General features: G+C 65.2%; 10 protein-coding genes and 3 rRNA genes. 12 read left to right on the top strand and 1 reads right to left on the bottom strand.

What is annotated here, in order from left to right:
- Window positions 1-44: 44 nt before the first annotated feature.
- Window positions 45-1,115 carry a tryptophan--tRNA ligase gene (gene trpS, locus BLW82_RS18690; protein ID WP_093499953.1) on the bottom strand — a complete coding sequence of 357 codons (1,071 nt, stop codon included), beginning with the start codon at window positions 1,113-1,115 and terminating at the stop codon, window positions 45-47.
- 824 nt (window positions 1,116-1,939) lie between these two features.
- Between trpS and BLW82_RS18680 the strand changes: the two genes are divergently transcribed.
- The 12 genes from BLW82_RS18680 (at window position 1,940) to BLW82_RS18625 (ending at window position 15,409) form a co-directional block, all read left to right on the top strand.
- Window positions 1,940-3,464, top strand: a 16S ribosomal RNA gene (locus BLW82_RS18680).
- 301 nt (window positions 3,465-3,765) lie between these two features.
- A 23S ribosomal RNA gene (locus BLW82_RS18675) occupies window positions 3,766-6,872 on the top strand.
- A gap of 69 nt (window positions 6,873-6,941) precedes the next feature.
- Window positions 6,942-7,058: ribosomal RNA gene (gene rrf, locus BLW82_RS18670) — 5S ribosomal RNA — on the top strand.
- The 16S, 23S and 5S rRNA genes sit together here, the layout of an rRNA operon.
- Window positions 7,059-7,130: 72 nt before the next feature.
- On the top strand, window positions 7,131-7,775 hold the full coding sequence (locus BLW82_RS18665; protein ID WP_093499951.1) for an HAD family hydrolase: 645 nt from the start codon (window positions 7,131-7,133) through the stop codon (window positions 7,773-7,775).
- A 93-nt stretch (window positions 7,776-7,868) separates the two neighbouring features.
- A complete protein-coding gene (locus tag BLW82_RS18660; protein WP_093499949.1) occupies window positions 7,869-8,606 on the top strand; it encodes a VC0807 family protein in 738 nt (245 codons plus the stop codon).
- An 81-nt stretch (window positions 8,607-8,687) separates the two neighbouring features.
- Window positions 8,688-9,905, top strand: a complete 1,218-nt coding sequence (locus BLW82_RS18655; protein WP_093499947.1) for an MFS transporter — start codon at window positions 8,688-8,690, stop codon at window positions 9,903-9,905.
- Entirely contained in the window at window positions 9,856-11,028 is a 1,173-nt protein-coding gene (locus tag BLW82_RS18650; RefSeq protein ID WP_093508125.1) for an acetoin utilization protein AcuC, read from the top strand. The genes BLW82_RS18655 and BLW82_RS18650 overlap by 50 nt, the downstream gene beginning before the upstream one ends.
- 621 nt (window positions 11,029-11,649) lie before the next feature.
- Window positions 11,650-12,465, top strand: a complete 816-nt coding sequence (locus BLW82_RS18645) for a phosphatase (RefSeq protein ID WP_093508124.1) — start codon at window positions 11,650-11,652, stop codon at window positions 12,463-12,465.
- Window positions 12,466-12,595: 130 nt separating this feature from the next.
- Window positions 12,596-12,805, top strand: a complete 210-nt coding sequence (locus tag BLW82_RS18640) for a helix-turn-helix domain-containing protein (protein WP_067299677.1) — start codon at window positions 12,596-12,598, stop codon at window positions 12,803-12,805.
- 132 nt (window positions 12,806-12,937) lie between these two features.
- Window positions 12,938-13,036 carry a 30S ribosomal protein bS22 gene (locus BLW82_RS18635; RefSeq protein WP_003948845.1) on the top strand — a complete coding sequence of 33 codons (99 nt, stop codon included), beginning with the start codon at window positions 12,938-12,940 and terminating at the stop codon, window positions 13,034-13,036.
- Between the two features lie 169 nt (window positions 13,037-13,205).
- A complete protein-coding gene (locus tag BLW82_RS18630; RefSeq protein WP_093499945.1) occupies window positions 13,206-14,291 on the top strand; it encodes an NAD-dependent epimerase/dehydratase family protein in 1,086 nt (361 codons plus the stop codon).
- 14 nt (window positions 14,292-14,305) lie between these two features.
- Window positions 14,306-15,409 (top strand): lysophospholipid acyltransferase family protein, encoded by a 1,104-nt coding sequence (locus BLW82_RS18625; protein WP_093499943.1) that lies wholly within the window; start codon window positions 14,306-14,308, stop codon window positions 15,407-15,409.
- Window positions 15,410-15,476: the final 67 nt, after the last annotated feature.

Raw genomic sequence — 15,476 nt, 5'->3', positions numbered from 1 at the left:
CTCGTCCGGGGGGCCGCACTCGGCAGGTGTCGAGCCCGCGCGCCCTACCGCGCCGCGTTCAACGCCGGCTCGGCCGTCACCGGACCCGATCCCGCGCCCACGACCGACTCCGGGACGGCGCCCGGCGGCAACAGCCCGATCGCCCGGTAAGCCGTATCGACGATCGGCCGGGCGATCGCCCGGGCCTTCTCCGCCCCATGCCGCAACACCCCCTCCACATATCCAGGATCGGCACACAACTCCTTGTGCCTTGCCTGCACGGGCCTGAGCGTCTCCAGGACAGCCTCCGCGGTGGCCTGCTTCAGAGCGCCGTACGAATCGTGAACGGTTGCCAGTGACTCAGGGTTCCCGCCCGTGCACGCAGCGAGAATCTCCAGCAGATTCGCGACACCGGGCCGCTCCTCCCTGTCGTACACGACCTCCCGCCCGCTGTCCGTCACGGCCCGCATGACCTTCTTCCGGATCACGTCCGGCTCGTCGAGCAGATAGACGATGCCGGGCCCGGAGTCGTCGCTCTTGCCCATCTTCGACGTCGGATCCTGCAGGTTCATCACCCGGGCCGCCACCGTCGGCACGGTCGCCTTCGGCACCACGAACGTGTGCCCGTACCGCCGGTTGAACCGCACCGCCAGATCCCGCGTCAGCTCCACGTGCTGCGCCTGGTCGTCCCCGACCGGCACCTCGTCCGCCCCGTACGCCAGGATGTCCGCCGCCATCAGCGCCGGATACGTCAGCAGGGACAACCGCACGCCCCGCCCCCGCGCCCCCTCGCTCGCGACCTTCTCCTTGTACTGGATCATCCGCCGCATCTCACCGTCGGTCGCCACGCACTCCATGACGTACGACAGCCGGGTGTGCTCGTCGACATGGCTCTGCACGAACACGGTGCACAGCTCCGGATCGAGTCCAGCCGCCAGCAGCAGCGTCGCCGCCTGCCGGGTGAGTCTGCGCAGCCGCGCCGGATCGTGGTCCACGGTCATGCCGTGCAGATCGACGACGCAGAACAGGGCGTCGGACCGGTGCTGGTCCACGGCAGCCCACTGCCGCATCGCCCCCAGGTAGTTCCCCAGTGTCAGGTGCCCGGTCGGCTTGATCCCGCTGAAGACCCGTGTCATTCCCTCTCCACCTCCTGGTCGAGGCCGCCGTCCCCGGCGGCCGACCCTCAGGGGTTCTGGAGGGAGATACGCGAACGGCCGCCGAGGCGGCGGCCGTTGAATACGTACGTGAGCGCGGCCGCCGTCAGGCGGGCCACCACTGCTGGGAACACGTACGCGTAGTCATGGTGGCCACCATACGCCGCCTGGGCACCGGTCCGCCGCGAGTTGACACGCCCCAACCGGATACGTACTGTTCTCCGAGTTGTCCGACGTGAGCGCCGACCCCGGTCGGTCCCCGGACAGCCACTCCGCAAGTACCAGCAATCGGCGATACGTCGTCGACGGCTTCTGTGTGCGTAATTGCGGAATGAGGAATCCACGTTCGAAAGGACGCGGCCCCCGATTAGCTCGGAGGCCGGGAATCCGCTAAAGTCTCACTCGTCGGAACGGCCCAACGGCCGCGAAGACAACTCCCACTGACTGGGAATCAGACGCCGAAAGGATCTGATAGAGTCGGAACCGCCGGAAAGGGAAACGCGAGAGCGGAAACCTGGAAAGCACCGAGGAAATCGGGTCGAGAAAAGATCTGATAGAGTCGGAAACGCAAGACCGAAGGGAAGCCCGGAGGAAAGCCCGAGAGGGTGAGTACGAAGGAAGCGACCGTTCCTTGAGAACTCAACAGCGTGCCAAAAGTCAACGCCAGATATGTTGATACCCCGTCTCCGGCCGTCATGGCTGGGGCGTGGTTCCTTTGAAGAATACACAGCGAGGACGCTGTGAACGGTCGGATCATTCCTCCGACTGTTCCGCTCTCGTGGTGTCGACCCGATTACGGGTAAACATTCACGGAGAGTTTGATCCTGGCTCAGGACGAACGCTGGCGGCGTGCTTAACACATGCAAGTCGAACGATGAACCACTTCGGTGGGGATTAGTGGCGAACGGGTGAGTAACACGTGGGCAATCTGCCCTTCACTCTGGGACAAGCCCTGGAAACGGGGTCTAATACCGGATATGAGCCTGGGAGGCATCTCCTGGGTTGTAAAGCTCCGGCGGTGAAGGATGAGCCCGCGGCCTATCAGCTTGTTGGTGAGGTAATGGCTCACCAAGGCGACGACGGGTAGCCGGCCTGAGAGGGCGACCGGCCACACTGGGACTGAGACACGGCCCAGACTCCTACGGGAGGCAGCAGTGGGGAATATTGCACAATGGGCGAAAGCCTGATGCAGCGACGCCGCGTGAGGGATGACGGCCTTCGGGTTGTAAACCTCTTTCAGCAGGGAAGAAGCGAGAGTGACGGTACCTGCAGAAGAAGCGCCGGCTAACTACGTGCCAGCAGCCGCGGTAATACGTAGGGCGCAAGCGTTGTCCGGAATTATTGGGCGTAAAGAGCTCGTAGGCGGCTTGTCACGTCGATTGTGAAAGCCCGAGGCTTAACCTCGGGTCTGCAGTCGATACGGGCTAGCTAGAGTGTGGTAGGGGAGATCGGAATTCCTGGTGTAGCGGTGAAATGCGCAGATATCAGGAGGAACACCGGTGGCGAAGGCGGATCTCTGGGCCATTACTGACGCTGAGGAGCGAAAGCGTGGGGAGCGAACAGGATTAGATACCCTGGTAGTCCACGCCGTAAACGGTGGGAACTAGGTGTTGGCGACATTCCACGTCGTCGGTGCCGCAGCTAACGCATTAAGTTCCCCGCCTGGGGAGTACGGCCGCAAGGCTAAAACTCAAAGGAATTGACGGGGGCCCGCACAAGCGGCGGAGCATGTGGCTTAATTCGACGCAACGCGAAGAACCTTACCAAGGCTTGACATACACCGGAAACGTCTGGAGACAGGCGCCCCCTTGTGGTCGGTGTACAGGTGGTGCATGGCTGTCGTCAGCTCGTGTCGTGAGATGTTGGGTTAAGTCCCGCAACGAGCGCAACCCTTGTCCCGTGTTGCCAGCAGGCCCTTGTGGTGCTGGGGACTCACGGGAGACCGCCGGGGTCAACTCGGAGGAAGGTGGGGACGACGTCAAGTCATCATGCCCCTTATGTCTTGGGCTGCACACGTGCTACAATGGCCGGTACAATGAGCTGCGATACCGTGAGGTGGAGCGAATCTCAAAAAGCCGGTCTCAGTTCGGATTGGGGTCTGCAACTCGACCCCATGAAGTCGGAGTCGCTAGTAATCGCAGATCAGCATTGCTGCGGTGAATACGTTCCCGGGCCTTGTACACACCGCCCGTCACGTCACGAAAGTCGGTAACACCCGAAGCCGGTGGCCCAACCCCTTGTGGGAGGGAGCTGTCGAAGGTGGGACTGGCGATTGGGACGAAGTCGTAACAAGGTAGCCGTACCGGAAGGTGCGGCTGGATCACCTCCTTTCTAAGGAGCATCTAGCTGCCGCGAGGCAGCCAGAGCCACTACGTCGGCAGATGTCCGACGGTGGTCAGCTCATGGGTGGAACGTTGACTACTCGGCCAGGTTTTCGGGTCGGAGGCTGCTAGTACTGCTCGTCAGAGCGTGGAACGCATGATCTCCGGACGGGAGTTGGCCGGGCACGCTGTTGGGTGTCTGAGGGAATGATCTTCCTTCAGTCGCCGGCCCCGGTGAAGCATCGCGTAAGCGGTGTGTGACGGGTGGCTGGTCGTTGTTTGAGAACTGCACAGTGGACGCGAGCATCTGTGGCCAAGTTTTTAAGGGCGCACGGTGGATGCCTTGGCACCAGGAACCGATGAAGGACGTGGGAGGCCGCGATAGTCCCCGGGGAGTCGTCAACCAGGCTTTGATCCGGGGGTTTCCGAATGGGGAAACCCGGCAGTCGTCATGGGCTGTCACCCGCTGCTGAACTCATAGGCAGTGTGGAGGGAACGAGGGGAAGTGAAACATCTCAGTACCCTCAGGAAGAGAAAACAACCGTGATTCCGGGAGTAGTGGCGAGCGAAACCGGATGAGGCCAAACCGTATGCGTGTGAGACCCGGCAGGGGTTGCGTATACGGGGTTGTGGGATCTCTCTTTTGCAGTCTGCCGGCTGTGAGACGAGTCAGAAACCGTTGATGTAGGCGAAGGACATGCGAAAGGTCCGGCGTAGAGGGTAAGACCCCCGTAGCTGAAACATTGACGGCTCGTTTGAGAGACACCCAAGTAGCACGGGGCCCGAGAAATCCCGTGTGAATCTGGCGGGACCACCCGCTAAGCCTAAATATTCCCTGGTGACCGATAGCGGATAGTACCGTGAGGGAATGGTGAAAAGTACCCCGGGAGGGGAGTGAAATAGTACCTGAAACCGTGTGCCTACAAGCCGTGGGAGCATCCTTGTGGTGTGACTGCGTGCCTTTTGAAGAATGAGCCTGCGAGTTTGCGGTGTGTTGCGAGGTTAACCCGTGTGGGGTAGCCGTAGCGAAAGCGAGTCCGAATAGGGCGTTGGAGTAGCACGCTCAAGACCCGAAGCGGAGTGATCTAGCCATGGGCAGGTTGAAGCGGAGGTAAGACTTCGTGGAGGACCGAACCCACCAGGGTTGAAAACCTGGGGGATGACCTGTGGTTAGGGGTGAAAGGCCAATCAAACTCCGTGATAGCTGGTTCTCCCCGAAATGCATTTAGGTGCAGCGTCGTGTGTTTCTTGCCGGAGGTAGAGCACTGGATAGGCGATGGGCCCTACCGGGTTACTGACCTTAGCCAAACTCCGAATGCCGGTAAGTGAGAGCGCGGCAGTGAGACTGTGGGGGATAAGCTCCATGGTCGAGAGGGAAACAGCCCAGAGCATCGACTAAGGCCCCTAAGCGTACGCTAAGTGGGAAAGGATGTGGAGTCGCAGAGACAACCAGGAGGTTGGCTTAGAAGCAGCCACCCTTGAAAGAGTGCGTAATAGCTCACTGGTCTAGTGATTCCGCGCCGACAATGTAGCGGGGCTCAAGCGTACCGCCGAAGTCGTGTCATTCCAGAATATAGGGCCAACGCCTTCTGGGATGGGTAGGGGAGCGTCGTCTGCCGGGTGAAGCAGCACCGGAAGGTAGTTGTGGACGGTTGACGAGTGAGAATGCAGGCATGAGTAGCGATTCACACGTGGGAAACGTGTGCGCCGATTGACTAAGGGTTCCTGGGTCAAGCTGATCTGCCCAGGGTAAGTCGGGACCTAAGGCGAGGCCGACAGGCGTAGTCGATGGATAACCGGTTGATATTCCGGTACCCGCTGTGAAGCGTCAAACATCGAACCCATTAATGCTAAGGCCGTGAAGCCGCCCTGGAGCCTTCGGGCAAAGGGGAGTGGTGGAGCCGCTGATCCAAGGTGGTAGTAGGTGAGTGATGGGGTGACGCAGGAAGGTAGTCCAGCCCGGGCGGTGGTTGTCCCGGGGTAAGGGTGTAGGCCGTGCGGTAGGTAAATCCGTCGCACTTTAAGGCTGAGACCTGATGCCGAGCCGATTGTGGTGAAGTGGATGATCCTATGCTGTCGAGAAAAGCCTCTAGCGAGTTTCATGGCGGCCCGTACCCTAAACCGACTCAGGTGGTCAGGTAGAGAATACCGAGGCGTTCGGGTGAACTATGGTTAAGGAACTCGGCAAAATGCCCCCGTAACTTCGGGAGAAGGGGGGCCACGCTTGGTGAGAGGACTTGCTCCTCGAGCTGGGGGTGGCCGCAGAGACCAGCGAGAAGCGACTGTTTACTAAAAACACAGGTCCGTGCGAAGCCGTAAGGCGATGTATACGGACTGACGCCTGCCCGGTGCTGGAACGTTAAGGGGACCGGTTAGCTCACTTTCGGGTGGGCGAAGCTGAGAACTTAAGCGCCAGTAAACGGCGGTGGTAACTATAACCATCCTAAGGTAGCGAAATTCCTTGTCGGGTAAGTTCCGACCTGCACGAATGGCGTAACGACTTCTCGACTGTCTCAACCATAGGCCCGGTGAAATTGCACTACGAGTAAAGATGCTCGTTTCGCGCAGCAGGACGGAAAGACCCCGGGACCTTTACTACAGTTTGATATTGGTGTTCGGTTCGGCTTGTGTAGGATAGCTGGGAGACTTTGAAGCGGCCACGCCAGTGGTTGTGGAGTCGTCGTTGAAATACCAGTCTGGTCGTGCTGGATGTCTAACCTGGGTCCGTGATCCGGATCAGGGACAGTGTCTGATGGGTAGTTTAACTGGGGCGGTTGCCTCCTAAAGAGTAACGGAGGCGCCCAAAGGTTCCCTCAGCCTGGTTGGCAATCAGGTGTTGAGTGTAAGTGCACAAGGGAGCTTGACTGTGAGACCGACGGGTCGAGCAGGGACGAAAGTCGGGACTAGTGATCCGGCGGTGGCTTGTGGAAGCGCCGTCGCTCAACGGATAAAAGGTACCCCGGGGATAACAGGCTGATCTTCCCCAAGAGTCCATATCGACGGGATGGTTTGGCACCTCGATGTCGGCTCGTCGCATCCTGGGGCTGGAGTCGGTCCCAAGGGTTGGGCTGTTCGCCCATTAAAGCGGTACGCGAGCTGGGTTTAGAACGTCGTGAGACAGTTCGGTCCCTATCCGCTGTGCGCGTAGGAGTCTTGAGAAGGGCTGTCCCTAGTACGAGAGGACCGGGACGGACGAACCTCTGGTGTGCCAGTTGTTCTGCCAAGGGCATGGCTGGTTGGCTACGTTCGGGAGGGATAACCGCTGAAAGCATCTAAGCGGGAAGCCTGCTTCGAGATGAGGACTCCCACCCACTTGATGGGGTAAGGCTCCCAGTAGACGACTGGGTTGATAGGCCGGATCTGGAAGCCAGGTAACTGGTGGAGGTGACCGGTACTAATAGGCCGAGGGCTTGTCCTCAGTTGCTCGCGTCCACTGTGTTAGTTCTGAGGCAACGACCGTGTTTTTTCCGGTCTAACTTCATAGTGTTTCGGTGGTCATAGCGTGAGGGAAACGCCCGGTTACATTCCGAACCCGGAAGCTAAGCCTCACAGCGCCGATGGTACTGCAGGGGGGACCCTGTGGGAGAGTAGGACACCGCCGAACAAATATTGGGAAAGGCCCACGCCGGGATGGCGTGGGCCTTTCTGCGTTTACGGGGTCGTTTAGGCTCGGGGTATGCGCTACGACCTGGTTATCTTCGACAACGACGGCGTCCTTGTCGACAGTGAGCCCATCTCCAACCGGCTCCTGGCCGCCTATCTCACCGAGTTGGGGTACCCGACCTCCTACGAGGACTCCATACGGGACTACATGGGGTCCGCGATGCACCGGGTCCACGACCTAGTGCTGGAGCGCACCGGGGAGCGGTTGCCGGACGACTTCGACGACGTCTTCCACGGGCGGGTGTTCGCCGCCTTCGAGGCGGAGTTGAAGCCCGTGGCCGGGATCGCGGGTGTACTGGAGCAGTTGGCGGCGGACGGGGTGCCGTACTGCGTCGCGTCGTCGGGGAGTCATGAGCGGATTCGGGTGGGGCATCGGACGACCGGGCTGGACCGGTGGTTCGACGAGTCGCGGATCTTCAGTTCGCAGGACGTGGGGCGGGGGAAGCCGGCGCCGGATCTGTTTCTCTACGCGGCCGACCGGATGGGGGTCGTGCCGGAGCGGTGTGCCGTCGTGGAGGACAGTCCGCTGGGGGTGCAGGCGGCGGTGGTGGCCGGGATGGACGTGTACGGGTTCACGGCCATGACGCCGGCCGACCGGTTGCGCGGGGCGACGCACCTCTTCTCCGACCTGGGGCAGTTGGCTGACCTGTTGGAATGACCGGGGGCACGACGGCGGCGCTGACAATTGTCATGCCGAGCTCCGGACGTTCGTTTCTACTGGGGGACCCCGGCCGGACGTGAAGCTGAGGGCATGACGAAGACGACGAACACCGGGTCCCACAGCAAGCAGCAGCCCAGCGTGCTGGAGAACCTCCGGCCGCTTCTCGTGGATGTGGCGGTGCCCCTCGGGTCGTACTACTTCTTCAAGGGGGCCTTCGGGATGAGCACCTTCGCGGCGCTCGCCTGGAGCAGCGTGGTGCCGGCCGTGCGGACGGTCTGGAGTGTGGCGAAGCAGCGCGTGGTCAACGGGCTCGCGGCGCTGATCCTGGTCGTGAACGTGGTCGGGCTCGCGCTCAGCTTCGTCTCCGGTGACCCGCGGCTCATGCTCGCCAAGGACGGTGCGGTCAGCAGCACCATCGGGATCGGCATCCTGGTGTCGGTGGCGCTGGGCCGGCCGATGATGACGGCGGGGCTGAGGCCCTTCCTCGTGAAGGGGGACGCGGCACGCGTGGCCGCCTGGGAGCGGCTGGCCTCCGGGACCGCGGCCCGCTCGGCGGAGTTCCTGCGCAAGGAGCGGGTCTTCTCCGTGATCTGGGGCCTGGTGCTCCTCACCGAGTGCGTCGCCCGGGTCGTCGGCGCGTACACGATCCCCGTCGACACCATGGTCTGGCTGAGCTCGCTCCTCCTGGTCGTGGCGATCGGCCTCGGCATGGTGGTCTGCGGTGGGGCGGCCGCCGAGCCGATGGCCCGCCTGATCACCGACGAGGTGAAGCGTCAGGAAGCCGCGCAGGGGCAGGAACAGGAGCAGGAACTCACGGTCGCCGCCTGAGCGGCCGGAAGGTAAAGCTGAAGGAAATTCATCTTTGGCTGGATCTACCCACGAGTACGCCGGGGCCCTACGCTCGCCGCCATGACAGATGTGCTGCGGCGCGGCAGGGCCTCGCTGGCGTTCAGCTTCTTCACTCAGGGCGCCACCTTCGCGCTGCTGGTGACGCGCATCCCCGCCATCCAGGACCGGTACGGCGTCTCCGACGCGCTGCTGCCGGTCTTTCTGGCTGCCGTGCCGATCCTGGCCGGCGTCGGCAGTGTCACCACCGAGCAGTTGGTGAAGCGAATACGGCCCAGCCGGCTGCTGCGCTGGTCCCAGCCCGTCGTGATGCTGGCGCTGCTCGGGGTCGGGTCCGGCGGGGTGATGGCGGAGCTGGCGGTGGCGCTGGCCGCGTTCGGCCTGGCCGTCGGCGCGCTGGACGCCTCGATGAACATGCTCGGGGTGAGTCTGCAGCGGACGTACGGGCGCAGCATCATGCTCAGCTTCCATGCCGCGTACAGCCTGGGCGGGATCCTCGGGGCGTCGCTGGCCTGGGTGGGGGCGCACTGGCATCTCGCGCTGTGGGTGTCGTACCTGCCGGTGGTCGCGGTGCTGTTGCCGGCCGCGCTGGTGGGGAGCCGGTGGTACGTGGACGGTGATCCCGCGCCGGTGGAGGAGGAGGCGGCCGGTGGGGGCGCGGGCGGTGTCGTCTTCAAGGTGCTGCTGCCGCTGTGTCTGGTGATGACCTTCGCCTACATCGGGGACTCGACCGTCTCCAACTGGAGTGCGAAGTACCTGAAGGACGTGCTGGGGAGCAGTGAGCAGCTCGCGACCGTGCCGTACAACGTGTACATGGTGACCACGCTGGTCGGGCGGGGCATCGGGGACTTCGGGGTGCGGCGGTTCGGTGCCGTACCCGTCGTACGGCTGGGGGCGGTGGTGGCGGCCGCCGGGTTCGCGGTGGTGGCGGGGGCGCCGGGGGCGTGGGTCGGCATGGTCGGGTTCACTCTGCTGGGGCTGGGGTTGTGCGTGCTGGTTCCGCAGACTTTCGCGGCGGCGGGCCGGCTGTTTCCGGGGGCTTCGGATGCGGCCATCGCGCGGCTGAATGTCTTCAACTACGTCGGGTTTCTGATCGGTTCGCCGTTGGTGGGGGCGCTCGGCGATGCGTGGAGCTATCGCGGGGCGATGTTGGTGCCGATGGTGTTGGTGCTGGTGACGTTGGTGTACGCCCGTTCGTTCGCGACCAGGTCGGACCGATACGGTGGCGGGCATGAGCGGCCGCGCACAGCTGATGTGGGACGAGGCAGTAACGGGCTATGACTTCGGTCCGGGTCATCCGATGGATCCGGTCCGGCTGGCGCTGACCCGGAGTCTGGTCGGTGCCTTCGGGCTCGACCGGGCGGTGGATGTGGTCGCGGCCAAGCCGGCCGGGGAGTCGACGCTGCGGCTGGTGCACCGGGAGGACTACATCGAGGCCGTGAAGGCGGCCTCGGCGGATCCTGGGTCCGCCGACCAGTCGTACGGTCTCGGCACGGAGGACGACCCCGCCTTCGCCGGGATGCACGAGGTGTCCGCGCTGATCGCCGGGCAGTCGGTGGGGGCGGCGGAGGCGGTGTGGCGGGGGGATGCCGACCACGCCGTGAACTTCTCGGGCGGGTTGCACCATGCGATGCCGGGGGCGGCGTCCGGGTTCTGCATCTACAACGACGCTTCGCTGGCGATCGCGCGGTTGCTGGAGCTGGGGGCGGAGCGGGTCACCTACGTGGATGTGGACGTGCATCACGGGGACGGGGTACAGGCCGCGTTCTGGGAGGATCCGCGGGTGCTGACGATCTCGCTGCACGAACATCCCCGTACGTTGTTCCCGCAGACCGGGTGGCCGCAGGAGGTCGGGGCCGGGGCGGGGGAGGGCTCCGCGGTGAACGTGGCGCTGCCGGCGGGGACCGGGGACGCGGGGTGGGTACGGGCGTTTCACGCCGTCGTGCCGGAGCTGGTGGCCGACTTCCGGCCGCAGGTGCTGGTGACGCAGCACGGGGCCGACACGCACTTCGAGGATCCGCTGGCTCACCTGGCCGTTTCGCTGGACGCGCAGCGGGCGGTGCAGGTGGCGTGTCATGAGCTGGCGCACGAGTACGCCGGGGGGAAGTGGGTCGCATTGGGTGGGGGCGGGTACGAGGTGGTGGACGTCGTGCCTCGGTCGTGGACGCATCTGGTGGGCATTGCGGCGGGGCGGGAGGTTGCGCCCGAGACGCTGGTGCCGGAGGGATGGCGGCAGGAAGTGTACGCCCGGACTCGGCAGTTGGGGCCTGGGCGGATGACGGACGGGCGGTGGCCGGTGGGGTGGGCCGGGTGGGAGGCCGGGTACGACCCCGCTGATCGCTTGGATCAGGCCGTGCTGGCGACTCGGCGGGCCGTGTTTCCGCTGCGGGGGTTGCTGGCGTAGGGGTTTCCTCGCCCCCGCCGCCCCTACCCGTCCCGTCCTTCCAGGGGGTGGGCCCCCTGCGACCGCCCGTTTCGGGGGCTGCCGCCCCCGGACCCCCGCATCGGCCTCCGGCCTCGTCCTCAAACGCCGGACGGGCTGAGATGTGGGTGCGGGCCGGTCGTCGTCGAACGCCGGACGGGCTGGAGGGTGGGGGCGGGCCGGTCGATGTACTCGAACGCCGAACGGGCTGAGATGTGGGGCGGCCGGTCGTCGTCGGACGCCGGACGGGCTGGAGGGTGGGGGCGGGCCGGTTGTCGTCCTCGGACGGCGGACGGGCTGAGTGGAGGGGCGGCCGGTTGTCGTCGGACGGCGGATGGGCTGGAGGGTGGGGGGCCGGTCGTCGTCGGGCGGCGGACGGGCTGAGATGTGGTGGGGGTCGGTCTCGTTCTCGGTCGTCGGGGGAGCTGAGATGTGGTGGGGGTCGGTCTCGTTCTCGGTCGTCGGGGGGGGGGCTGGAGGGTGGGGGTGTGGGGCGGTTGTCGTCCTTGAGCGTGGGGCGGGGTGGAGGGGGGCGTTACGCCGACTGTGCGGTGTTCGTCTGTTCTGGGGGTCTGGGTGGGCGGGGGGCGTCAGCATCTCTGTGTGGTGAGTTGTGGTGGGCTTCAGGGTTACTTGGTGGCTGCCGGGCTGGCGGGGGTGGTGGGGACCTCGCGGGAGCGGAGTCTGCGGAGTTATCGGCTGTTCGCGGCTCGGGATCCTCGGGCGTTGATCGGGATTGATCCGCAAGGGGGGTGGGGAGAGGCGGAGTTGATTCGGTTGATGGCTGCCAAGTGTGGGGTTTCGGACGATCCGCGGTGTGTTTCAGGGCATGATGTGATCGATCCTGACCTGACGGTCGCGGGGCTCGATGCCTTCGCCGCGCGGGTGGGGGAGGTGGCCCGGCGGCGGGCCCCCGTGTTGTTCGGGACCGGGCATCCGCACCGGCTGATCGGGTTCTACGCCGGTCTCGCGGACGCGCTGTCGGCGGCGGGGTGTGAGGTCCTCACCCCGGCGCAGGGCCACTGTGTCGACATAACGACCCGGTTCGGTCTACGCACGTGCAACCTCGATTACGTACGAGGTGTCGGGTTCATGAGAGAAGTGGGCCGTGAACGCCCCGGTTGTGCGCCGGGTGCGCACACGCATTCGCCGCTGCCGGTTCGGGTGGCGCTGGATGTGGTGGCGAGGAGCGGCGGACCGTTGCCGGAACTCGTGGTCGGGGACCATGGGTGGGTCTGCGGTGCAGGTCAGCTGGGGTTTGAGGCCATTGGGCTCGCGGATACGGATGACCCTGCGCTCTTCGTGGGGGAGGCCGAGGGGGTGGTGTCCGTGGCCGTTCCGGTTGATGACGGCGTGCGGTCTGATTGCTACACGCCGCTTACCCGCTACGTACTCAATCGAGCGTGTCTGTCACAGTAGGCCGCCGATGGGTGCACCTCTTCCCCACTCGCATCACCCGCCCCTACATTGGGGAGTGAGCACGCAACGACGAAGAGTCACCGGAAGGGGAAGCCGGTGTCCCGTCGAGTGCGGAAGGTTCAGGTGTGTCATGGCAGCTGGCGAGAGGCCTCTGAACGAGGTTGTGTTCCTGACCGTGGCGGAGGTCGCCGCGGTGATGCGAGTGTCGAAGATGACCGTGTACCGGCTGGTGCACAGTGGTCATCTGCCCGCGATCCGGGTGGGGCGGTCCTTCCGCGTCCCCGAGCAAGCGGTACACGAGTACCTTCGCGAGAGCTATGTGGGGGTGGAGACCGCCTGACGGCCGTTCCGGGATTCGTCCCGGGGCACCTCGATTACGACCTCAGCGCTCGGGCGGGTAGGCTAGCCCCTCGTAGGTCGTATGGGCCCATGATGCCCAGCACCGAGTGATGAGAAGTGAGCGAGGGTAGTCGTGGGCTCTGTTATCAAGAAGCGGCGCAAGCGGATGGCCAAGAAGAAGCACCGCAAGCTGCTCAAGCGCACGCGTGTTCAGCGCCGTAACAAGAAGTAATTACGGCGCCGAGCCGCGAGAGCTTGTGTGTGGCCCCCCACCAGTACGGTGGGGGGCCACTGCATTTTCCGGCCGTTGCGCTTGTCGTGGCCTGCTGGGGGTCATGCCAGCGCAACGTCGACCCGCTAAGTTGGCCCGCATACGGGAACACGGAAGAAAGGCGCTGATCTTGGGGAAGGTCGTGCTCGTGACCGGAGTGGCCCGTCAACTCGGGGGCCGGTTCGTACGGCGTATTCAGCGTGACCCCGAGGTGGACCGGGTGGTCGCCGTGGACGCGGTGCCGCCGGAGCATCATCTGGGCGGGGCGGACTTCGTCCAGACCGACATCCGGCAGCCGACCATCGCCCGGGTACTGGCCGAGAGCGGCGCCGACACCGTCGTCCACATGGACGTGACCGGGACACCGCTCGGCAGCGGGAGCCGGACCACCGTCAAAGAGACCAACGTCATCGGGACCATGCAGCTGCTCGGCGCCTGCCAGAAGTCGCCGAACGTCCGGCGGCTGGTGATCAAGTCCAGTACGAACGTGTACGGCTCCGCGCCGAAGGACCCGGCCGTCTTCACCGAGACCACCCCGCCGAAGTCCCTGCCCAGCGGGGGGTTCGCGAAGGACACGGTGGAGGTGGAGGGGTATGTGCGCGGGTTCGCCAGGCGGCGGCCCGACGTGGCGGTGTGCGTGCTGCGGTTCGCCAACATCCTCGGGCCGACCGCGGACACCCCGCTCGCGTCCTATTTCGCGCTGCCCGTCCTGCCCACCGTCCTCGGGTACGACCCGCGGCTTCAGTTCGTGCACGAGGACGACGTGATCGAGGTGCTGCGGATCGCCTCGCACGAGCCGGAGCGCGGGACGCTGAACAGCGGCACGTTCAACATCGCGGGTGACGGGGTGCTGCTGCTCTCGCAGTGCTCGCGGCGGCTGGGGCGGCCCACCGTGCCGCTGCTGCTGCCGGCGGTCACCTGGGCCGGGTCCCTGGTGCGGACGCTCGGCATGAGCGACTTCTCGCCCGAGCAGATCCGGCTGCTGACGCACGGCCGGGTGGTGGACACCGTCCAGATGCGCGAGACGCTGGGGTTCCGGCCGAAGTACACGACGGCGGAGACCTTCGCGGACTTCGTGCTCGCCCAGGCGCCGGGGCTGCTGCCGCCCCAGGCGGTGGCCGCGGCCGTCGACCGGATCGCCGCGCTGCCCGCCCTGAGCGGCGCGCGGACGCCGGCGGCGGCCCCGACGCAGAACCCGACCCAGAGCGCCAACTGAGGAGCGCAGCAACGATGGCGGACGCCAAGGTCATTCCGTTCGACGACGACCGCTCCCGCGGGGCTGCGGTGCAGCGGCCGGCCGGCCGGCGCCGGGGTGCGGGGAACCGGCGCAAGGGCGGCGGCGAGCAGGCGGCGGGGCGCGAGCCCGCGGCGGGGCGCGAGTCCGCGGTGGTGCGTGGGGTCCAGCCTCTCGCCGGGCGGATCCCCGCGCAGGAAGATGTACATGTGACCCGGGAGAACCCTGAGACGGGCGTGAAGCAGCCGCCGCACGACGAGGCCGGCCTGGAGCAGCGTGTCGCACGCGGACTCGCGTTCCTGCGGCGACGGCTGACCGGGGAGTACGAGGTCGACGACTTCGGGTACGACGAGGAGCTGACCGACCAGGTCCTGATGTCCCTGCTGCGGCCGGTGTACGAGAAATACTTCCGTGTCGACGTGAAGGGCATGGAGAACATCCCCGCCCACGGTGGTGCGCTGATCGTTGCCAACCACTCCGGGACGCTGCCGCTGGACGGGCTGATGATGCAGGTCGCCGTGCACGACCGGCATCCGGCGAATCGTCACCTCAGGCTGCTCGCGGCCGACCTGGTCTTCGTGCTGCCGGTGGTGAACGAGCTGGCGCGGAAGCTGGGGCACACACTCGCGTGCACGGAGGACGCCGAACGGCTGCTGACCCAGGGGGAGCTGGTCGGGGTGATGCCGGAGGGGTTCAAGGGCATCGGGAAGCCCTTCGGCGAGCGGTACAAGCTCCAGCGGTTCGGGCGGGGCGGGTTCGTGTCCACGGCGCTGCGGCAGGGGGTGCCGATCATTCCCTGCTCGGTCGTGGGGGCCGAGGAGATCTACCCGATGATCGGCAACGCGAAGACGCTGGCGCGGGTGCTGGGAATTCCGTACTTTCCGCTGACGCCGACGTTTCCGTGGCTGGGGCCGCTCGGGGCGGTGCCGTTGCCGACGAAGTGGACGATTCAGTTCGGGGAGCCGATTCCCACGGACGGCTATCCGCCGGAGGCGGCCGAGGATCCGATGCTGATGTTCAATCTGACGGATCAGGTGCGGGAGCAGATTCAGCACACGCTGTACAAGTTGCTTGTGCAGCGGAGGTCGGTTTTCTTCTGAGCGCCGTCGTGGGTTGAGGCGCGATGGCGAGCCCGGCGCCGTCGTGGTGGCTCGCGCGGTTCCCCGC

It is taken from the genome of Streptomyces sp. Ag109_O5-10, assembly GCF_900105755.1.
GTDB lineage: Bacteria > Actinomycetota > Actinomycetes > Streptomycetales > Streptomycetaceae > Streptomyces.
Note: the sequence above shows the minus strand (reverse complement) of the source record. Positions and strands in the feature narration are given on the sequence as shown.